This is a genomic window from Pseudomonas sp. LB-090624, assembly GCF_003205205.1.
Classification (GTDB): Bacteria; Pseudomonadota; Gammaproteobacteria; order Pseudomonadales; family Pseudomonadaceae; genus Aquipseudomonas.
Genome location: NZ_QJRL01000038.1, coordinates 15,969 through 36,080, shown reverse-complemented (window position 1 = coordinate 36,080; position 20,112 = coordinate 15,969). Strand labels below are relative to the sequence as shown.

Annotated in this window: 18 protein-coding genes and 1 pseudogene; 12 read left to right on the top strand and 7 right to left on the bottom strand. The window is 62.9% G+C overall.

Going from position 1 to position 20,112, the window contains the following annotated elements:
- Positions 1–617 precede the first annotated feature (617 nt).
- The gene (locus tag DMX11_RS23430; RefSeq protein WP_110747411.1) at positions 618–2,111 is read right to left on the bottom strand and encodes a CoA-acylating methylmalonate-semialdehyde dehydrogenase; all 1,494 of its coding nucleotides are present in this window, start codon (positions 2,109–2,111) and stop codon (positions 618–620) included.
- A gap of 71 nt (positions 2,112–2,182) precedes the next feature.
- On the bottom strand, positions 2,183–3,529 hold the full coding sequence (locus tag DMX11_RS23425; protein ID WP_110747408.1) for an aspartate aminotransferase family protein: 1,347 nt from the start codon (positions 3,527–3,529) through the stop codon (positions 2,183–2,185).
- A gap of 118 nt (positions 3,530–3,647) precedes the next feature.
- On the opposite strand from DMX11_RS23425, the gene DMX11_RS23420 reads away from it, so the two are divergent.
- The 5 genes from DMX11_RS23420 (at position 3,648) to DMX11_RS23400 (ending at position 8,105) form a co-directional block, all read left to right on the top strand.
- Positions 3,648–4,565: a LysR family transcriptional regulator gene (locus tag DMX11_RS23420; RefSeq protein ID WP_110747405.1), complete on the top strand. Its 918-nt coding sequence runs from the start codon at positions 3,648–3,650 to the stop codon at positions 4,563–4,565.
- Positions 4,566–4,655: 90 nt separating this feature from the next.
- The gene (locus DMX11_RS23415; RefSeq protein ID WP_110747402.1) at positions 4,656–5,318 is read left to right on the top strand and encodes a TetR/AcrR family transcriptional regulator; all 663 of its coding nucleotides are present in this window, start codon (positions 4,656–4,658) and stop codon (positions 5,316–5,318) included.
- Positions 5,319–5,327: 9 nt separating this feature from the next.
- Positions 5,328–5,912: a YigZ family protein gene (locus tag DMX11_RS23410; RefSeq protein WP_110747399.1), complete on the top strand. Its 585-nt coding sequence runs from the start codon at positions 5,328–5,330 to the stop codon at positions 5,910–5,912.
- A gap of 472 nt (positions 5,913–6,384) precedes the next feature.
- Positions 6,385–7,071 (top strand): SDR family oxidoreductase, encoded by a 687-nt coding sequence (locus tag DMX11_RS23405; RefSeq protein WP_110747396.1) that lies wholly within the window; start codon positions 6,385–6,387, stop codon positions 7,069–7,071.
- An 86-nt stretch (positions 7,072–7,157) separates the two neighbouring features.
- Positions 7,158–8,105, top strand: a complete 948-nt coding sequence (locus tag DMX11_RS23400) for an adenosine deaminase (protein ID WP_110747393.1) — start codon at positions 7,158–7,160, stop codon at positions 8,103–8,105.
- 19 nt (positions 8,106–8,124) lie between these two features.
- On the opposite strand, the gene DMX11_RS23395 is transcribed toward DMX11_RS23400, so the two are convergent.
- Positions 8,125–8,838 (bottom strand): helix-turn-helix transcriptional regulator, encoded by a 714-nt coding sequence (locus DMX11_RS23395; protein WP_110747390.1) that lies wholly within the window; start codon positions 8,836–8,838, stop codon positions 8,125–8,127.
- 487 nt (positions 8,839–9,325) lie between these two features.
- Here DMX11_RS23395 and DMX11_RS26290 point away from each other — a divergent pair, with 487 nt between their 5' ends.
- The gene (locus DMX11_RS26290; protein ID WP_110747387.1) at positions 9,326–9,523 is read left to right on the top strand and encodes a hypothetical protein; all 198 of its coding nucleotides are present in this window, start codon (positions 9,326–9,328) and stop codon (positions 9,521–9,523) included.
- Here the strand turns inward: DMX11_RS26290 and DMX11_RS23385 are convergent.
- Positions 9,474–10,655 carry a multidrug effflux MFS transporter gene (locus DMX11_RS23385; protein ID WP_110747384.1) on the bottom strand — a complete coding sequence of 394 codons (1,182 nt, stop codon included), beginning with the start codon at positions 10,653–10,655 and terminating at the stop codon, positions 9,474–9,476. The genes DMX11_RS26290 and DMX11_RS23385 overlap by 50 nt on opposite strands.
- Positions 10,656–10,758: 103 nt before the next feature.
- Complete coding sequence (locus DMX11_RS23380; RefSeq protein ID WP_110747381.1) at positions 10,759–10,956, bottom strand: heavy-metal-associated domain-containing protein; 198 nt, start codon at positions 10,954–10,956, stop codon at positions 10,759–10,761.
- 144 nt (positions 10,957–11,100) lie between these two features.
- Here DMX11_RS23380 and DMX11_RS23375 point away from each other — a divergent pair, with 144 nt between their 5' ends.
- The 5 genes and pseudogenes from DMX11_RS23375 (at position 11,101) to DMX11_RS26530 (ending at position 16,455) form a co-directional block, all read left to right on the top strand.
- Positions 11,101–11,487, top strand: a complete 387-nt coding sequence (locus tag DMX11_RS23375) for a hypothetical protein (protein ID WP_110747378.1) — start codon at positions 11,101–11,103, stop codon at positions 11,485–11,487.
- Between the two features lie 52 nt (positions 11,488–11,539).
- On the top strand, positions 11,540–13,936 hold the full coding sequence (locus tag DMX11_RS23370) for a heavy metal translocating P-type ATPase (RefSeq protein ID WP_110747374.1): 2,397 nt from the start codon (positions 11,540–11,542) through the stop codon (positions 13,934–13,936).
- The gene (cueR, locus tag DMX11_RS23365; protein WP_110747371.1) at positions 13,933–14,343 is read left to right on the top strand and encodes a Cu(I)-responsive transcriptional regulator; all 411 of its coding nucleotides are present in this window, start codon (positions 13,933–13,935) and stop codon (positions 14,341–14,343) included. Before DMX11_RS23370 ends, cueR begins: the two co-directional genes overlap by 4 nt.
- Before the next feature lie 168 nt (positions 14,344–14,511).
- Positions 14,512–15,597, top strand: a pseudogene (locus DMX11_RS26535) (cache domain-containing protein); the annotation flags it as partial.
- Positions 15,598–15,687: 90 nt separating this feature from the next.
- Positions 15,688–16,455, top strand: a complete 768-nt coding sequence (locus tag DMX11_RS26530) for a methyl-accepting chemotaxis protein (RefSeq protein WP_371921802.1) — start codon at positions 15,688–15,690, stop codon at positions 16,453–16,455.
- Between the two features lie 66 nt (positions 16,456–16,521).
- Here DMX11_RS26530 and DMX11_RS23355 read toward each other — a convergent pair whose 3' ends face one another.
- Positions 16,522–17,301, bottom strand: a complete 780-nt coding sequence (locus DMX11_RS23355; protein WP_110747365.1) for a helix-turn-helix transcriptional regulator — start codon at positions 17,299–17,301, stop codon at positions 16,522–16,524.
- 60 nt (positions 17,302–17,361) lie between these two features.
- Entirely contained in the window at positions 17,362–18,639 is a 1,278-nt protein-coding gene (locus DMX11_RS23350) for an acetyl-CoA C-acetyltransferase (protein ID WP_110747362.1), read from the bottom strand.
- A gap of 118 nt (positions 18,640–18,757) precedes the next feature.
- Between DMX11_RS23350 and DMX11_RS23345 the strand changes: the two genes are divergently transcribed.
- A complete protein-coding gene (locus DMX11_RS23345) occupies positions 18,758–20,110 on the top strand; it encodes a 3-oxoacyl-ACP reductase (RefSeq protein ID WP_110747359.1) in 1,353 nt (450 codons plus the stop codon).
- The last annotated feature ends 2 nt before the right edge of the window (positions 20,111–20,112 follow it).

The window sequence follows — 20,112 nt, the reverse complement described above, 5'->3', positions numbered from 1 at the left end:
AGAAACTCGTTTAGCTTCAAACACTTGACTCGCTTCGATCTCTCGTAGCGGGAGGCGAATCATACAGCACTTAAAAGCGCTGTCAACCATCATCTCAACCGCTGGCGATCATTCGATCGTAGCCCTTTCAGCGTCTTCCGAATCTTCTAACTCATTGAATTTCAAGGAGTTTGTCGTTCCGTTGTCGCTGGAAGTGGGGCGCATTATAAGGGGATTCGAAAGGCCGTCAACCTTTAATTTCATTTATTTGAAATATTCCAGGGGGAAGACCGTATCAAGGCTACCAGGTGGTCGCCACAACACATTCAGCGCCTGTGAGATCGAGCGCCGCCCGCGCGGCGCATCGCGAGCTGCGCTCGCTCCTACGTTCGTTTCGGGCCAGTTATGCCTGTGACAGGCGCGCGCGACCGCCTTGTTTGTACGACGCGATGTCGCGCCATGCGCCAAGGCGTTCGCGCGCAAATCCCACAGGCATACTTGGCCCGAAACAAACGTAGGAGCTCGCGATGCGCCGCGCGGGCGGCGCTCGATCTCACAGGCCCCGCAAAGGTTGCGGCGGACACATCTAATAGCCAGCACCCTCTCAAAACAGCCCTCCCCGCTTTGTTTACCCTCCCTTAAAGGCTAGGGAATGCAAACTGCGACGCTTCATGGCTGGCCCGCTGCGGCCAACGCTGGGTAATTGCCTTGCGACGCGTATAGAAGCGCACACCATCAGGGCCATAGGCATGCAGGTCACCAAACAGCGACCGCTTCCAGCCACCAAAGCTGTGGTAGGCCACCGGCACCGGCAGCGGTACGTTCACACCCACCATGCCCACTTCGATCTCATCACAGAACAGCCGCGCCGCTTCACCGTCACGGGTGAAAATGCAGGTGCCGTTGCCATACTCATGATCGTTGATCAGCTGCATGGCCTGCTCCAGGCTATTTACACGGACCACGCACAGCACCGGGCCAAAGATCTCCTCTTTATAGATGCGCATCTCCGGGGTCACCTTGTCGAACAGGGTGCCACCCACGAAGTAGCCATCTTCATTACCCGCCACTCGCAAACCACGGCCATCCACCACCAGCCTGGCGCCAGCGGCAACACCGTCATCGATGTAACCCACAACCTTGTCACGCGCAGACGCAGTGACCAGCGGCCCCATATCCAGGCCGCACGACGTGCCAGCACCAATCTTCAGTGCCTTGATCTGCGGCTCCAGCTTGGCAATCAGGGCGTCAGCAACCTGGTCGCCTACGCACACCGCCACCGAAATAGCCATGCAGCGCTCACCGCACGAACCATACGCGGCCCCCATCAGCGCACTCACTGCGTTGTCCAGGTCGGCGTCCGGCATCAGTACCGCGTGGTTCTTCGCACCACCCAAGGCCTGCACACGCTTGCCGCGCTTGGTGCCCTCGGCATAGATGTACTCGGCGATCGGGGTGGAGCCGACAAAGCTCAGCGCTTTCACTTCCGGCGCTTCGATCAGCGCATCCACCGCTTCCTTGTCGCCGTGCACCACGTTGAGAATGCCCTTTGGCAAGCCGGCCTCCAACAGCAGTTGAGCGATGAACAAGGTCGAGCTCGGGTCACGCTCGGATGGTTTGAGGATGAAGGCGTTACCGCAGGCAATGGCCAGCGGGTACATCCACAGCGGCACCATGGCCGGGAAGTTGAACGGCGTGATACCGGCAACCACGCCCAGCGGCTGGAAGTCGGACCAGGCATCGATGTTCGGGCCCACGTTGCGGCTGTACTCACCCTTCAGCACTTCTGGGGCAGCGCAGGCGAACTCGACGTTCTCGATACCACGCTTCAGTTCGCCAGCAGCGTCTTCCAGGGTCTTGCCGTGCTCTTCGCTGATCATCTGCGAGATGCGTGCTTCGTTCTGCTCAAGCAGTTGCTTGAAGCGGAACATCACCTGCGCGCGCTTGGCCGGTGGGGTGTTGCGCCAGGCCGGGAAGGCAGCCTTGGCCGAATCGATCGCTTCCTGCACGGTCGCGCGGCTCGCCAGCTCGACCTTGCGCACGGCCTGGCCGGTTGACGGGTTGAAGACATCGGCGGTGCGCTCACCCTTGGTAACCAGCTCGCCGTGAATCAGATGCTGAACAATGCTCATGCAAAACTCCGGATAAAGAAGGTAGAAGCCGGCGCGATGTGCTCACGCGCCGGGCATCAAAATCAGAAAAATCAGTCGATCAGGTTCAGGGTTTCGCCGACGGCGTCGAACAGGCGATCCAGTTCCTGCGGCTTGGTGTTGAAGGTTGGGCCAAACTGCAGGGTGTCGCCACCAAAGCGGACATAGAAGCCGGCCTTCCACAGTTTCATCGCCGCTTCGTATGGGCGAACGATGGCATCGCCGTCACGGGCGGCGATCTGGATGGCGCCGGCCAAGCCGTAGTTACGGATATCGACGATGTTCTTGGTGCCCTTCACGCCGTGCAGCAGCTTCTCGAAGTGCGGTGCCAGTTCAGCGGCGGACTGCACCAGGTTTTCCTTCTGCAGCAGGTCCAGCGCGGCGAGACCGGCGGCGCAGGCAACCGGGTGAGCCGAGTAGGTATAGCCGTGCGGGAATTCCACGGCGTATTCCGGCGTGGGCTGGTTCATGAAGGTCTGGTAGATCTCGCTGCTGGCAATGACCGCGCCCATCGGAATGGCCCCGTTGGTCACTTGCTTGGCGATACACATCAGGTCTGGGGTAACGCCAAAGGCTTGCGAACCGGTCATGGCCCCCATGCGGCCAAAGCCGGTGATCACTTCATCGAAGATCAGCAGGATGTTGTGCTGGGTGCAGATCTCACGCAGACGCTTCAGGTACCCCTTCGGTGGCGGCAGTACACCGGCAGAACCAGCCAGCGGCTCGACAATCACGGCAGCAATGTTGGAAGCATCGTGCAGCTCGATTAGCTTGAGCATTTCGTCCGCAAGAGCGATACCGCCCTCTTCCGGCAGGCCTTTGGAGAAGGCGTTCACCGGCAGTACGGTATGGGGCAGGTGGTCGACGTCCAGCAGCTGGCCGAACATCTTGCGGTTGCCATTGACGCCGCCCAGGCTGGTACCGGCGATGTTCACACCGTGATAACCACGGGCACGGCCGATGATCTTGGTTTTGGTCGCCTGGCCTTTCAGGCGCCAGTAGGCACGCACCATCTTCAGTGCAGTGTCGGCGCACTCCGAGCCGGAGTTGGTATAGAAGACGTGATTCAGGTTGCCTGGCACCAGATCGGCAATTTTTTCAGCCAGCTGGAACGACAGCGGGTGCCCAAACTGGAACGCCGGGGAGTAGTCCAGGGTAGACAGCTGGCGGGTCACCGCCTCGGTGATCTCCTTGCGGGTGTGCCCCGCGCCACAGGTCCACAGGCCAGACAGGGCATCGAAGATCTTGCGCCCTTGGTCATCGACCAGGTAGTTGCCTTCGGCCGCCACAATCAGGCGTGGGTCGCGCTGGAAATTGCGGTTGGCGGTGTAGGGCATCCAGTGGGCATCCAGCTTGAGCTGGCTGGCGATACCGGCAGTAGCGGTCTCGGGCATGTTCATCGGCGGTTCCTCGGAAGACGACTAGGCAACGATGGATGTTGTTGCAGCTAAATTGGCACGCGGATAAAGTCTGAAAAAGCCCACATTTCTAATCTTCAGACAGGTCGCGACTAAACTAATGAGCCGACGCCCCGACCCACTCGCCCAAGTCAGCGATTTCGACATACGCTTGCTGAAAATCTACCGCAGCGTCGTCGAGTGCGGCGGCTTCTCGGCCGCCGAAAACGTGCTGGGTATTGGCCGCTCGGCCATCAGCCAGCAGATGAACGACCTTGAGCAACGTCTTGGCCTTCGCCTGTGCCAACGTGGCCGTGCCGGGTTTTCGTTGACCGAGGAAGGCCGCGAGGTCTACCACTCAGCGCTGCAACTACTCAGCGCCCTGGAAAGCTTCCGCACCGAGGTCAACGGTCTGCACCAGCATCTGCGTGGCGAGCTGAACATTGGCCTGACCGACAACCTGGTCACCCTGCCGCACATGCGCATCACCCATGCCCTGGCCGAACTCAAGGACCGCGGCCCTGAGGTGCGCATCCAGATCCGCATGATCGCCCCCAGCCAGGTCGAGCACGGTGTGCTCGACGGCAGCCTGCACGTTGGCGTGGTGCCACAGACCAGTCCGTTATCGGGCCTGGAGTACCAGCCGTTGTACAGCGAGCGCTCGCTGCTGTACTGCGCGGTCGGCCACCCGCTGTTCTATGCCGATGACCAGCAAATCGACGACCAGCGTCTCAACAGCCAAGAAGCTATCACCCCCACCTTCCGCCTGCCGGCGGACATCCAGGCGCACTACCAGGCGCTGAACTGCACGGCCAGCGCTTCAGACCGAGAGGGCATGGCCTTCCTCATCCTTACCGGGCGCTACATCGGCTACCTACCCGACCACTACGCCACCTTCTGGGTCCAACAGGGGCGCTTGCGCGCACTCAAGCCGCGGGAACGCTTCTATGACCTGAGCCTGAGCTGGGTGACGCGCAAAGGCCGCCGCCCCAACCTGGTACTCGAAAGCTTCCTTGAAAGCCTGGCTGCGACACGTTGATGCCAGTCTGTGCCGCAAACGCTTGTCACTTCGGCACAGGCAGGTAATCTTGTCCGACAGCCGCAGCCACTGACCCGTACGGAATCGTCCATGACCCTAGAAGTCCCTGCGCATCGCCTCTCCGCCTCGGGCAAGCCCGCGGGCCGCATCCGCCAGAAGAACGAACAGGCCATTATCCAGGCCGCCGAAGACGAGTTCGCCCGCCATGGTTTCAAGGGCACCAGCATGAACACCATCGCCCTCAAGGCGGGGTTGCCCAAGGCCAACCTGCATTACTACTTCACCAATAAGCTGGGCCTTTACATTGCCGTGCTCAGCAACATCATCGAGCTGTGGGACAGCACCTTCAACGCCCTGAGCGTTGACGACGACCCCGGTGAAGCGTTGGGCCAGTACATCCGCACCAAGATGGAGTTCTCGCGGCGAAACCCGCAGGCCTCGCGGATTTTCGCCATGGAAGTGATCAGCGGTGGCACCTGCCTGACCGAGTACTTCAGCGCCGATTACCGTGAATGGTTCCGCGGCCGGGCTGCGGTGTTCCAGGCCTGGATGGATGCCGGCAAGATGGACCGGGTCGACCCGGTGCACCTCATCTTCCTGCTCTGGGGCAGCACCCAGCATTATGCCGACTTCGCCACCCAGATCTGCCAGGTTACCGGCCGCAGCCGGCTGACCAAGCAGGACATGGAAGACGCGAGCAACAACCTTATCCACATCATTCTGAAGGGCTGCGGCATCAAGCCCGCTGCCTGACGGTCATTTATGCCTTCTACCCTGCTCGACCTCTGCGAATACCGCGAGGAAATCCGCAAAAGCCGATTCATCACCCTGGCCGGGCCTATCAACAGCGCTGCCGAGGCGATGAGTTTCATCGAACGCCATAGCGACCTGGCCGCCACCCATAATTGCTGGGCCTGGAAGCTCGGCGCGCAATACCGCAGCAGCGACGACGGCGAACCGGGCGGCACCGCCGGGCGGCCGATCCTGGCGGCCATTGAAGCCCAGGACTGCGACCAGGTCGTGGTGCTGGTGATCCGCTGGTACGGCGGTATCCAGTTGGGGACCGGCGGGCTGGCCAGGGCCTACGGCGGCGGCGCCAACAAGTGCCTGCAACAAGCGCCCAAACGGCTGCTGGTACAGCGGAGTGAATTTTCCTGTAGCTGCAGTTTCAGCGAGCTGTCGTTGGTGAAATTGCGCCTGGCCGAGGTTGATGGGCTGGTTCTGGATGAGCAGTTCACGGCCAATGGTGTGGAGCTGCTAATAGCCCTCGGTGACGCTCACGTGGCGCCCTTGCAGCAGCAACTGGCCGACCTGAGCCGTGGGCGAATCCTGCTGGAAACGCGCTGAACATTGCCCACAACTACTGTGGGCTGGCCTGTGGATAAGCTTGGGGCACTTGCTTGCAGCCTAGCGCTTTCAAGGCCTGCAGAGCTTTGATCATATTTTGATCACCGTTTGATGACAGTCGCAAACGGCTGAAAGGCCACGAGTTATCCCCAATACCACGCGAGTTGAACCGGCGGATACACCCTGGAGCTTGCACACAATAACTGTGGACCAGCCTGTGGATAACCCGTGCGCCAACAGGCGAAGCGCCCGGCCAGGCAGGCGCGCGCCGCCACTGATCATTTTTTAGCCAGTGGGTGGGCAAGGGTTGAAATTGCCAGGGTTGCTTTGCTGCCCTCTCCCGACACGACACCGATCCAGCAGTACACGATCCCCTCCATCAGAGCAGCCTTGTGTCGCGATGGACCGCAAAGGGGCCCGCTGTTGCACTATGCTCAATTCCTTTTTCCTACACAGATAAAGGAATACCCCTATGGCTGATCCAAAAAACGCACTCATCATCGGCGCATCGCGCGGGCTCGGCCTGGGCTTGGTGCAACGCCTGCACGAAGACGGCTGGAACATCACCGCCACCGTTCGCAACCCGCAGCAGCCAGGCGCCCTTTCGGACGTGCCCGGTGTAAACATCGAGCAACTGGAAATGAACGACACCGCCCAGCTCGACGGCCTCACGCAGCGCCTGCAAGGCCAGGTTTTCGACCTGGTGTTCGTCAATGCGGGAGTCATGGGCCCTTCGCCGCAAGATCTGGAGTCTGTGCACAACAAAGAGATCGGCGACCTGTTCATGACCAACGCCGTGGCGCCTATTCGCGTGGCCCGCCGGCTGGTCGGCCAGGTTCGCGAAGGCAGCGGCGTGCTGGCCTTCATGAGCTCGATTCTGGGCAGCGTAAGCATCCCCGACGGCGGCGAAATCTGCCTGTACAAAGCCAGCAAAGCGGCATTGAACTCGATGATCAACAGCTTTGTCGTCGAACAACAACAGCCCGACCTGTGCGTACTGGCCATGCACCCGGGCTGGGTGAAGACCGACATGGGGGGTGAGAACGCAGAGATCGATGTACTCACCAGCACCCGCGGCATGCTGGAACAGATCAAGGCGCAAAGCGGCAAGGGCGGCCTGCGCTTCATCAACTACAAGGGTGAACCCTTGGTCTGGTGATTCACCAGGTCGCAGCCCGGCCGGGCGCAATACCCGGCCAGCACCTGTAGAATGGCGGCAACCGTACCTGATTGAGATCACCCTATATGTATGAATGGTTGAACGCCCTGCCCAAGGCCGAGCTGCACCTGCACCTTGAAGGCTCGCTGGAGCCCGAGCTGCTGTTCGCCCTGGCCGAGCGCAACAAGATCGCCCTGCCCTGGGCCGATGTGGAAACCTTGCGCCGCGCCTATGCCTTCAACAATCTGCAGGAGTTTCTCGACCTGTATTACCAGGGCGCCGATGTACTGCGCACCGAGCAGGACTTCTACGACCTGACCTGGGCGTACCTTCAGCGTTGCAAGGCGCAGAACGTGATCCACACCGAACCGTTCTTCGACCCGCAAACCCATACCGACCGCGGCATCCCCTTCGAAGTGGTACTGGGCGGCATCAACCAGGCCCTGAAGGATGGTCGCGATCAACTGGGCATCAGCAGTGGCCTGATCCTCAGCTTCCTGCGCCACCTGAGCGAAGATGAAGCACAGAAAACCCTCGACCAGGCCCTGCCGTTCCGCGATGCCTTCATCGCCGTTGGCCTGGACAGTTCGGAGATGGGTCACCCACCCAGCAAATTCCAGCGCGTGTTCGACCGCGCCCGCAGCGAAGGCTTTGTCGCCGTCGCTCACGCTGGCGAAGAAGGCCCGCCCGAGTACATCTGGGAAGCCCTGGACCTGCTGCAAATCAAGCGTATCGACCATGGTGTGCGCGCCATCGAGGACGAACGCCTGATGCAGCGCATCATCGACGAGCAGATCCCGCTCACGGTATGCCCACTGTCCAACACCAAGCTGTGCGTGTTCGACCATATGAGCCAGCACAACATCCTCGACATGCTCGAGCGTGGCGTGAAGGTCACGGTCAATTCGGACGACCCGGCCTACTTCGGCGGCTACGTCACGGAAAACTTCCACGCTTTGTACACCCACCTGGGCATGACCGAAGACCAGGCCCGTCGCCTGGCGCAGAACAGCCTGGACGCCCGGCTGGTCTGATCGGCAGACGACGTTGCACTCAGCCGACCTGCAACGTCGTCACGCGGCCGATGCAATTGATCTGCTGGATGCCCAGCGCCGAAATATGCAATGCCCGCGTATCCTCGGCCTCGCGCATCCAGCCAGACTGCAGGAACAACCTGAACAACGCCTGGCCCAATACACCGCCCAGATGAGGCGCCTGATCGGTCCACTCGGTGCACCGGCAGATCACGCAACCGCGTTGCTGGTGGGGCGCCAGGGCATCGATGTACACACCGACCAAGGCCAACTGCGCTCGCCCCTCGTCACTGACCATCAACTGGCGGTCGCTTCCCTCCAGCCAGCCGGCCACCACCAGGCGGTGGTACAGCTCACTGGCCAGCTCGCCACCCAGGTGATCGCCACATCGGCGTGCCCGGCGCATTGACATAGGCAGCGGAGATACCGGCGCCTTGGCCTTATCCCCTCTGGCGCTCTCCAGCTGCACACTGGCCAAGGCCTCTACCGCGGCCCCGACCTGCGGCGTCGCCAAGCGAAAGTAACGTTTGCGGCCCCTGGCTTCATGCCTTAGCAAACCTGCCGAAGAAAGCAACGACAGGTGCGCGCAGGCCGACGACGACGTAAGGCCGGTCATGATTGCGAGCTCATTAGCCAGGCGTGGCGTGCCGTCGATCAACGCCCATAACATGGCACTGCGCTTGGGGTCGGCCATCAGGCTGGCGATCTGGCTGATACTGCTGACTGCGTTCATATCCCTGTAACTCCCTGCAAGTTCACTGTGTGGATGCGAGGGCCAACCCTGGCAGGGAAGCACCTCTCGCTGGCACCGGCCTGGATCGCCAGTATAAGCCGCAGAAATGCCCATTCAGGCAGCCCTCCCCCACGTCAACCTGACAGAAAAGCCACTGGGTATGCCTACCCATTGCGAGTCGCAAAGCACCGTCAACTGCCTGAGCGTAACCCCGCGAGCAAGCGTTACGGCCTGTCTGTGCAGGAGTACGGGAATGTCATCCGGAATTTGCCTGCTGCAACTTCGGACGGAGCTGACAATTGTTTTCCACAAGTAGCGCAAGCTAAAGCGAAGGTTCCACCCGCTCGCAGGCATTGCACCGCAATCGGGAAAGACGCGGAAAGCATGAGCCCACCGACCGTCAGTCAGGACACCGATACAGGCCATGGCGGCCAGGTAGGGCGGCGCTACACTTGACCGGCTCTTCCCTTTCTGGAGGTATGCCGCGATGAAAATTCTCGTCAGTGCGTCGAGCCGAAACCCGGCCTGCCCCTGGCAGGTTCAGCTCGATCAGCACGTGGTCAGTTTCCGCAGCGAAGCCGAGGCTCGCGCCTTTGTCGCCACGCTGGAAACCCGTCTGCAGGCACCCCACCCGCTTACGCGGGAACCTTGGCCTGCAAGCGTCGGGTCAGCAGCGCGACACTGACCGCCAGTGCCCCGCACAGGCTGATGACCAACGCCATGGGCACCGCACTGCCATCATGCAGCAGCCCGACCAGCGCCGCCGCGCCGGCTGCAACGCTGAACTGCACGCAGCCCATCAGTGCCGAGGCGCTGCCAGCCCGTGCGCCCTGCCCGCTCATGGCGCAAGCCGAGGCATTGGGAATGATGCAACCGAGGCTGGCGATGCAGACGAACAGCGGAACCAGCAGCGGCCATAGCTGTGCCGGACGCAGTGCCGCAACCCCCAGCAGCACCAGGCCGGCGATCAAGTACAGCCATACCGCACGCGCCAGCAGGTAGGCCGGGCCACGCTTGGCCAGCAAGCGGGCATTCACCTGCGCCACCAGGATGAAGCCCGCAGCGTTGGTGCCGAACAGCCAGCCATAATGTTCGGCCGGCACGTCGTACAGCTGGATGAACACGAAAGGCGAACCGGCGATGTAGGCAAACATACCGGCAATGGCGATACCGCCAGTCACGGCATGGCCGAGGAATACCCGGTCAGCTAGCAGCCGCAGATACTGGCGCAAGGCGCCGGACAGCGGCTGACGCGGCATATCCGCGGGCAGGCTTTCCGGCAGGCCGAGGCTGACCGCCAGCAGGCAGCCGGCACTGAACAGGCTCAAGGCGAGGAAAATCGATTGCCAGCCGGAGACGTTCACCAGCACACCGCCCAGCATGGGTGCCAGGATCGGTGCCAGGCCCATGACCAGCATCAGTTGCGAGAACACCTTGGCCGAAGCCACGGGGTCGCACTTGTCGCTGACAATGGCCCGCGACAGCACCATGCCGGCACAGCCGCCCAGCGCCTGGACGAAACGCGCCAGCACCAAAGTGTCTAGGTTGGGGGCGTAGGCACAGGCCAGTGACGCCAGGGTGAACAGGGTCACGCCGAACATCAGCGGCTTGCGTCGACCAAACCGGTCAGCCACCGGCCCGTAGGCCAACTGGCCGATGGAGAGCCCGAGGAAGTAGGCGGCCAGCGTGGCCTGAACGTGTTTTTCGTCGGTGGCAAAGGCCTGCGCCATGGCCGGGAAGGCGGGCAGGTAGAAGTCGATCGCCAAGGGCCCGAACGCACTGAGTGCGCCCAGGATAAGCACCATTCGCAGGTTCATCAGGAATCCATAGCAGGCTAAGCAAGTGGGCAATTCTACCTGCTGTGGACCCCATCAATGTGAAAACATTTGCAACAAAAACGGCCGGTGAGCGCCCGGAACCTCACGCCACCTCGGCCTGATAACCTTCATCGCGAATGGCGGTAAGAATCTGCTCCTGGGCCAAATCGCTTTGTACCCGCACCTGCCTGGCCGCCAGGTCGATTTCGACCTTGGCCTGCGCATCCTGCTCCTGCACCGCGCGGGTCACAGCCTTGACGCAATGGCCGCAGGTCATGCCTTGTACATTGAACACTTGCATGGTGTTACCTCCTTCAGGTTTTCCACAAGTTTCAAGCTTGCCATCAGGTCAAGGTCAAGCGCTGCCAACAACACCCGGGGTGGAAATCCGCGTCCGCGTCGGCCAAGCTGCGCCTTTGACGATCAGGCAAGCAGGAGATTCTTCATGTTCAGGGCAGCATTGGGCGTCGTCGGGCTTTTGAGCGCGTTGGCTGCAGTGCCACCGGCAAATGCCGAGGGCAACTCGGCCTACAGCGTACTGATCATTTCCCGGGAGCGCCTGGAAGTAGCCACCAGCTGCGAAATCGGGGTGTACCTCAACGACCAGCTTTCCGGGCGCGTGTTCCAGGAACAGTCCACCTCTTTCAACCTGCCGCCTGGTCCGGTGGATGTGCGCCTGCGCCTGCTGCCAGGGCAAATGGCGGGTTGTGCCCCGGGTATCGAGGACCAACGCAGCACGCGTTTGAACCTGCAGGCGGGCCAGATCAACAAATACCGCATCGCCATGGGGCAATATGGGCTGGAACTGAAGCGCGCCGATCTGGACTATTGACCTTACCTGCATGGCAAGGTTGATGCTGGAGGCCTGTCCAAGGAGGAGAGCCATGCCCGCATCCACCACCTACGACCTGCCGATCTCCGGCATGACCTGCGCCAGCTGCGCTGGCCGGGTCGAGCGCGCCCTGCGCAAGGTCACCGGCGCTGAACAGGTCAGCGTCAACCTCACCACTGAAAAGGCACGGGTCCAGGCACCGGCCAACAGTTTGCCGGCCCTGATACACGCCGTGCGCGAAGCCGGGTACGCAGTGCCTACCCACACCGTCGAACTACAGATCGGCGGCATGACCTGCGCCAGCTGCGTCGGCCGTGTGGAGCGCGCCCTCGGCAAGCTGCCCGGGGTCGAACAGGTCAGCGTCAACTTGGCCAGCGAGCGCGCGCACCTTGAAGTGCTCGCGGCAGTCGACGACAACCTGCTGATCGAAACCGTGCAAAAAGCCGGCTACAGCGCCAGCCTGCCGCAAGCGGCCAAGGATGACCATGAGGCGGCGCGCCGCCTGCGCAATGAACGCCTGGCAGTGGCTGTCGCACTGCTGCTGGCGCTGCCGCTGGTACTGCCAATGCTGGTGCAGCCATTGGGTCTGCACTGGATGCTACCCGCCTGGGTGCAGTTCCTGCTGGCTACGCCTGTGCAGTTCATTCTCGGCGCACGCTTTTACGTCGCCGCCTGGAAAGCCGTGCGCGCCGGTAGCGGCAACATGGACCTGCTGGTGGCCCTGGGCACCAGCGCCGGTTATGGTCTGAGCCTGTATCAATGGGCACAGGCCCCCGCCGGGATGCCCCCCCATTTGTACTTCGAAGCCTCGGCCGTGGTCATCGCCCTGGTGCTACTGGGCAAGTGCCTGGAAAGCCGTGCCAAGCGCCAGACCGCCAGTGCCATCCGAGCCCTTGAGGCCCTGCGCCCAGAACGCGCCGTACGTATGGTGGACGGCCAGGAAGAAGACGTGCATATCACCCAGTTGCGCTTGAATGACCTGGTAGTGGTCAAGCCTGGCGAGCGCTTCCCGGTCGACGGTGTGGTCGAGGACGGCAGCAGCCATGCCGATGAAGCCCTGATCAGCGGCGAAAGCTTGCCGGTACCCAAGCAACCCGGCGACAGCGTTACCGGTGGCGCCATCAATGGTGAGGGCCGGCTGCTGGTGCGTACCGAGGCGCTGGGCACCGAGACCGTACTGGCCCGCATCATCCGTCTGGTGGAAGACGCCCAGGCCGCCAAGGCGCCGATCCAGAAACTGGTCGACCGGGTCAGCCAGGTGTTCGTCCCGGCCGTGCTGGTGGTGGCGCTGGTTACCCTGGTTGGCTGGTGGCTGGCCGGCGCGCCGCTGGAAACCGCACTGATCAACGCCGTGGCGGTACTGGTCATCGCCTGCCCCTGTGCCCTGGGCCTGGCTACGCCAGCAGCGATCATGGCAGGTACCGGGGTTGCCGCCCGCCATGGCATCCTGATCAAGGACGCCGAAGCGCTGGAACGCGCCCATGCAGTCAACCGTGTGGTGTTCGACAAGACAGGCACCCTGACCTCTGGCAGCCCACGCGTGGTCCACAGCCAGGCAAAGGATGGCAACAGCGCCGGCCTGCACCGCCTGGCAGGTGCCCTGCAACGTGGCAGCGAACACCCCCTGGCCAAGGCCGTGCTGGATGCCTGTGCCGAACAGGGGCTGGAGGTGCCTGCCGTTACCGACAGCCAATCGCTGACCGGGCGCGGCATTGCCGGGCGCGTCGAGGGCCGTGAACTGGCCCTGGGCAACCGCCGCCTGCTCGATGAAAGCGGGCTCCAGGCCGGTGACCTGGCGGCCAAGGCACAAGCCTGGGAAGCCGAGGGACGTACCCTATCGTGGCTGATCGAGCGCAACACCCCACCACGTGTGCTGGGCCTTTTTGCCTTTGGTGACAGCCTCAAGCCCGGCGCCGCGGAGGCCATCGATACCCTGCACGCACAACACATCAGTAGCCACCTGCTGACCGGGGACAACCGTGGCAGCGCCAAAGTGGTGGCCGATGCCCTGGGCATTGACGATGTGCACGCCGAAGTGCTGCCGGCCGACAAAGCCGCGACCGTGACTGCCCTCAAGCAGGATGGCGTGGTCGCCATGGTCGGCGATGGCATCAACGATGCCCCGGCGCTGGCCGCCGCCGATATTGGTATCGCCATGGGCGGCGGCACCGACGTGGCCATGCAGGCTGCCGGCATCACCCTGATGCGCGGCGACCCGCGCCTGGTGCCTGCCGCCTTGGAAATCAGCCGCAAGACCTACGCGAAAATACGCCAGAACCTGTTCTGGGCTTTCATCTACAACCTCATCGGTATCCCGCTGGCTGCGCTGGGCTACCTCAACCCGGTGCTGGCTGGCGCCGCCATGGCCTTGTCCAGCGTCAGTGTGGTCAGCAATGCGCTGTGGCTGAAGACGTGGAAGCCCACCCGCGACACCCAGGAGACACCATGAACATCGGCCAGGCCGCCCGCCGCAGCGGGCTCAGCACCAAGATGATCCGTTATTACGAGTCCATCGGCCTGCTCAAGCCGGCCACGCGCAGCGACAGCGGCTATCGCCTGTACCGGGACGAAGACTTGCACAGCCTGGCGTTCATCAAGCGCTCCCGCGACCTGGGGTTTTCCCTTGAAGAGGTCGGCAAGCTGCTGACCCTCTGGCAGGACCGTCAGCGGGCCAGCGCCGATGTAAAGGCGCTGGCCATGCAGCACATCGATGACCTGAATCGGCGCATCGAGGAACTGGTGAGCCTGCGCGACACCCTTGGCGAGCTGGTTTCACACTGCCAGGGGGATGATCGCCCCGACTGCCCAATCCTCAAGGACTTGGCCAATGGCGCTGCTGGCAACTGCTGTCACTGAGCGGTCACAAGCGTTTGGTATGCCAAAACCGCCCAAACGCGACCGAATAGTCACCACCCCCGACTTTATCCAATAAATACAGGCGTTATAGCTTCATAAAAGCCGGAAGCTGCCGATGCACTGGGTACCTGCCTCGTGTGTCGACAAAAAAAATTTCCGGGAGCGTCGATGAGCATCAAACAGAAACTGACCTGGGCATTCGCGGTCATCGCCGGCTTGCCCATCGTCCTTGTGGCCACCCTTGTGGTCCTCAACCTGCGTGGCGAAGCCCGTGACGGATTCCTCGACGGCAGCAGCCGTGAAATCCGCCAGGTCAGCAACGCGATGAACATCTTCTTCCAGGGCATCAACCAGAACGTCGAGTACCTGGCTGCGCAACCCATGGTCGCCGCCACCGGCGGCAACCTGAACAAGTTCATGAGCGCCAACCCCTCCTATGAGCTGGGCGAGCAGGACAAGCAACTGCTGGACTTCTTCACCCGCCTGGCAGACTCGCACCCCAACTACGCCTATGTGTCCTACGGTGTCAGTGACGGCGGCTACGTCGGCTGGCCAGCCGGCCAGAAATTCGTCAACTACGACCCACGACCACGCCCTTGGTACCAACTGGCCATGGCCAACCCGGGCAAGACCGTGCGCACCGGCGCCTATTACTGGGCTGCCGACGACGCAGTGCTGGTCAGCACCGTGCGCGCCGTGGCCAACCAGTTGGGCAACCCTGGCGGTGTGGTCAACATCGACGTCTCGCTCAAGGGCCTGACCGAGATCGTCAAGCAGATCAAGCTGGGCGAAAGCGGCTACCTGATGCTGGTGGAAAGCAACGGCAACGTGATGGTCGACCCACGCGAAGCCGGCCACAACTTCAAGCAGCTGGCCAGCTTTGGCGATGGCTATGCCGAGCTGGCCAAGGCCGGCAAGGGCCTGGTCGAAGTCGAGCTCAACGGCGTGCGCTACATGGCCAACGTCTACCCCGACGAGCAACTGGGCTGGACCTTCATCGGCCTGATCGAACAAAGCGAAGTCATGCAGACCACCACCCAGCTGACCTGGCTGATCGGCGCCGTCGCCGTGGTCCTGGCCGCCCTGTTCGCCGTGGTCGGCGCCGCCTTTGCCAAGCTGATCGTGCGCCCGATCAACAGCGTCACCAATGGCCTGGAGGACATTGCCCAGGGTGAAGGCGACCTGACCCGCAACCTGGAAGTTCGTGGCCGTGACGAAACGGCTCAGCTGGCCAGCTGGTTCAACCAGTTCCTCGGCGCCATTCGCAGCCTGATCCAGCACATTGGCGCGGCGGCAGGCAAGATCCTCAGCACCTCCAACAGCTCGACCCAAGTGTCGAGCAACATGGCCGAGGCCGCCGGTCGCCAGCGCGAAGCCGTGGACATGGTCTCCACTGCCTTCCACGAAATGGTTGCCACCGCCAACGAAGTCGCGCGCTCCTGCAGCCAGGCGGCACAGTCGGCCGACAGCGGCCAGCAACAGGCCCGCGAAGGCCAGCAGCAGATCGATGCGGCGGTACATAGCGTCGACCGCCTGAGCCAGGAGATCGAGCAATCGGCGCAGTCGATCCAGCAGCTGGAGCGTGACAGTAATGCCATCCAGTCGATCCTCGGCACCATCCGCTCGATTGCCGAGCAGACCAACTTGCTGGCTCTCAACGCCGCCATCGAGGCCGCTCGCGCCGGTGAGCAGGGGCGTGGCTTTGCCGTAGTGGCTGATGAAGTGCGGGCGCTGGCCAAGCGCACGGCCGACTCCACTGCAGAAATCGACGGTTTGCTGGGCAACCTGGCCAGCCGCACGGCCGAAGTGGCTGAGCAGATGCATGCCAGCCTGGAAGTTTCACAGCAGTCGGTGAGCCGTATTGGCCTGGCCCGCGACAGCTTCGGGCAAATCCGTGAGTCGGTGGATGTGATCCGTGACATGAACACGCAGATTGCAACGGCGGCCGAGGAACAGCACCAGGTGGCCGAGGACATCAACCGTCATATCAGCCAGATTCACGGGGATGCCCAGCTGGTGGCCGAACTGGCCCAGGCAGCGCGCCAGGATTCGCAAAGCCTGGCCGGTTTGTCCAATGAGCTGGATGCGCTGGTGCGCAGGTTCCGGACCTGATCGGTGGCCTGAGCCGGGGTTTTTCGCAGGTATACCCGTGAAAAGCCCGGCTCGGGCACCCAACCACTAAAGCTTCAGCTCCCCCGGCGTTGCCCCAAACAGCTGCTTGAACGCCGCAATATAGGCCGAGGTGGAGTCATACCCACATCCCAAGGCTGCCTCGGTCACATTCTCCCCCGCCTCCAGCAACGCCAGCGATGACAACAGCCGCATGCGCTGGCGCCAGTTGCGAAAGCTCAAGCCGGTCTCACGCTGGAACAGCCGCATCAGCGTCTTCTCCGAACACCCCAATTCCCGCGCCCACTGCTGCAAGGTCTGGGGCTGGTCCGGTGCGGCGATCAAGCCATTGCACAGCGCCAGCAATCCCGGGTGGCGTGGCAACGGCAGCGAAAAGCCAACCTCTGGCAAGGTGCGCAACTGGTCCAGCAGCACCGCCACCAGTCGCGCCTCGGCGCTGTCACCCTCCGGGTAATCTGCCGAGTACAGGCAGAACTGCTTGATCAGCTCGCGCGCCAGCGGGGTCACTTCCAGCACCCGGCATCGCTCCGCTGCCCACAGGCAGGCATCGCGGCGCACATACAAGCTGCGCATCTCGGCCTGCATCGAGGTAACCACTTCGTGCTCGGCATCGGCCGGGATCCACACCCCCCACTGCGGCGGCGCGAAGTAACTGCCTTCGTCGGTATACACACCCAGCACCCCGCTGATCGCGTAGGAAAACTGTACCCAGTCGTGCTGGTGGCGGGTGGTCCAGGAACCGGCGCCGAGGCTTTCGGCGCGGGCATACAGGGGTCTGGGCAGGTGATCCAGTTCGGGGATGGGACGAGGCTGTCCGATGATCGGCATGGCGGCTTCTTGTAGTTCTGACCAGACAAGCCTAACAGCTAGGGGCGGTACTCACAGAAATCATCGTTCGACGATAACGGTCACCCCCTGCCCACCCGCCGCGCAAATTGAAATCAACCCTCGCCCCTTCCCCGCCGTTGCCAGCAACTTCGCCAGGTGGGCCAGTATTCGCCCACCGGTCGCAGCAAACGGGTGCCCGGCTGCCAACGAGCTGCCCTTGACGTTGAGCTTGCGCCGGTCGATCGCCCCAAGTGGTGCAGCCAGCCCCAAGCGTTCGCGGCAGTAATCGGCATCCTCCCAAGCCTTGAGGGTACACAGCACCTGGGCTGCAAAGGCCTCGTGGATTTCGTAATAGTCAAAGTCTTGCAGCGTCAGACCATTGCGCGCCAGCAAACGGGGTACCGCATACACCGGCGCCATCAACAGCCCCTCGCGGCCGGTGACGAAGTCCACCGCGGCGGTCTCACCGTCGACCAGGTAGGCCAGCACCTGCAAACCCTGCTGCGCGGCCCATTCCTCGCTGCCCAGCAGCACCAGCGACGCACCATCGGTCAGCGGCGTGGAGTTGCCTGCCGTCAACGTGCCCTGGCCGCTGCGGTCGAAGGCTGGCTTGAGCCTGGACAATTGGTCGAGGGTCAGGTCTGGGCGCAGGTTGTTATCGCGGGTCAGCGACAAGAACGGTGTCAGCAGGTCGTCCTGCCAACCCTCGGCATACGCGGCAGCCAGCTGCTGATGACTGTGCAACGCCAGTTCGTCCTGCTCGGCACGGCCAATCCGCCAGGCCTGGGCCATGCGCTCGCAGTGCTCGCCCATCGACAGCCCTGTGCGCGGCTCGCCGTTGCGCGGCAACTCGGGTTTCAAGTGATGCGGGCGCAACTGCAGCAAGGGTTTCAGCCGCTCGCCCAGGCTTTTGCCACGGTTGGCCTGCAGCAGGATATGACGCAGGCCCTCGTTGACCGCAATCGGTGCATCGGAGGTGGTGTCCACGCCGCCGGCGATACCGCTGTCGATCTGCCCAAGGGCAATCTTGTTGGCCACCAGCAGCGCCGCCTCCAGGCCGGTGCCACAGGCTTGCTGGATGTCATACGCCGGCGTCTGCGGCGCCAGGCGCGAACCCAGCACGCACTCACGGGTCAGGTTCATGTCACGCGACTGTTTGAGCACTGCGCCCGCCACCACTTCGCCCAGCCGCAGCCCATGCAGGCGGTAGCGCTCGACCAGCCCTTCGAGGGCGGCGGTGAGCATCGCCTGATTGCTGGCCGTGGCGTAGGCACCGTTGGAACGGGCGAAGGGAATTCGGTTGCCGCCCAGGATCGCGACCCGGCGAAGTGAACGCATGTGCATGCTCCTCCTGAAACAATTTGAACCGTACAGCCTAGGTGTTTTTACCGCATCCGAACGACCTTGCCACAAAGTTGGTCCACACTTTCAAGCTTGCCTTCCGGGAGACCCACTCATGAGCGATCGCTACCTCGGTTTTGCCAACTCCAACCTCGGCCGCCGTTTCGTGGATGCCCTTGGCCTGCCACGCCCCGCGCCGCTGGAGCGTTGGCAGGCTGGCCGCCTGCGCCCGGTACAGGGTGCCCTGGTGCTGGGTGGGGGGCCTCTGGCGGGTCAGGTCGAAGCCATAGCCCCGTGCCTGACCGACGAGGTCTACAGCTTCAATACTGATAATCTGCAAGCTGAAGCCTGGGTGGCGGGCCTTGGGCCGAAGCTCAACGCCGTGGTGTTCGATGCCAGTCATCTTTCCGACAGCGATGCATTGAAGCAGTTGCGCGAGTTTTTCCAGCCGCTGCTGCGCAGCCTGGCTCCGTGCGCCCATGTAGTGCTGCTAGGCCGCGCCCCGGAAAGCCTTGACGACCCACTGGCCAGCATCGCTCAGCGTGCGCTTGAGGGCTTCAGCCGCTCGCTGGCCAAAGAGTTGCGCAATGGCGCAACCGCCCAGTTGCTGTATGTCGGCCCTGGCGCAGAAGATCAACTGGAAGGCGCGCTGCGCTTCTTCCTTTCGCCCAAAAGCGCGTTCATCTCTGGCCAGGTCCTGCGCCTGGAGGCCTGTGCCAGCCAGGTCGAGGACTGGACCCGGCCACTGGGTGGCCGCCGCGCACTGGTGACCGGCGCCGCACGCGGTATTGGCGCCGCCATTGCGGAAACGCTGGCGCGTGATGGCGCCGACGTACTGCTACTCGACGTGCCCCAGGCCAGCCAAGACCTCGACGCCCTCGCCGCGCGCCTTGGCGGCAAGGCGCTGGCGCTGGACATCTGCGCAAGTGATGCAGCTACGCAACTCCTCGCCGCCCTGCCGGATGGCATCGACATCGTCGTGCATAACGCCGGCATCACCCGCGACAAGACCCTGGCCAACATGACCCCGGAATACTGGGACGCAGTGCTGGCGGTCAACCTCAAGGCACCGCAGGTGCTGACCCAGGCGCTGTATGACAGCGGCGCACTTGGGGAAAACGCACGTATCAGCCTGCTGGCCTCGGTCAGTGGCATCGCTGGTAACCGCGGGCAGGCCAACTACGCCGCGAGCAAGGCCGGGCTGATCGGCCTTGCCCAGGCCTGGGCACCACAGCTCGCCGAGCGCGGTGGCAGCATCAACGCCGTGGCCCCTGGGTTTATCGAAACCCACATGACGGCGGCAATGCCGATGGGCCTGCGCGAGGCCGGGCGGCGCCTGAGTTCGCTGGGCCAGGGCGGCCGCCCGCAGGACGTCGCCGAGGCCATCGCCTGGCTCAGCCAGCCGGGCTCCGGTGCGGTCAACGGCCAAGTGCTGCGGGTCTGCGGCCAGGCACTGATGGGGGCCTGAAC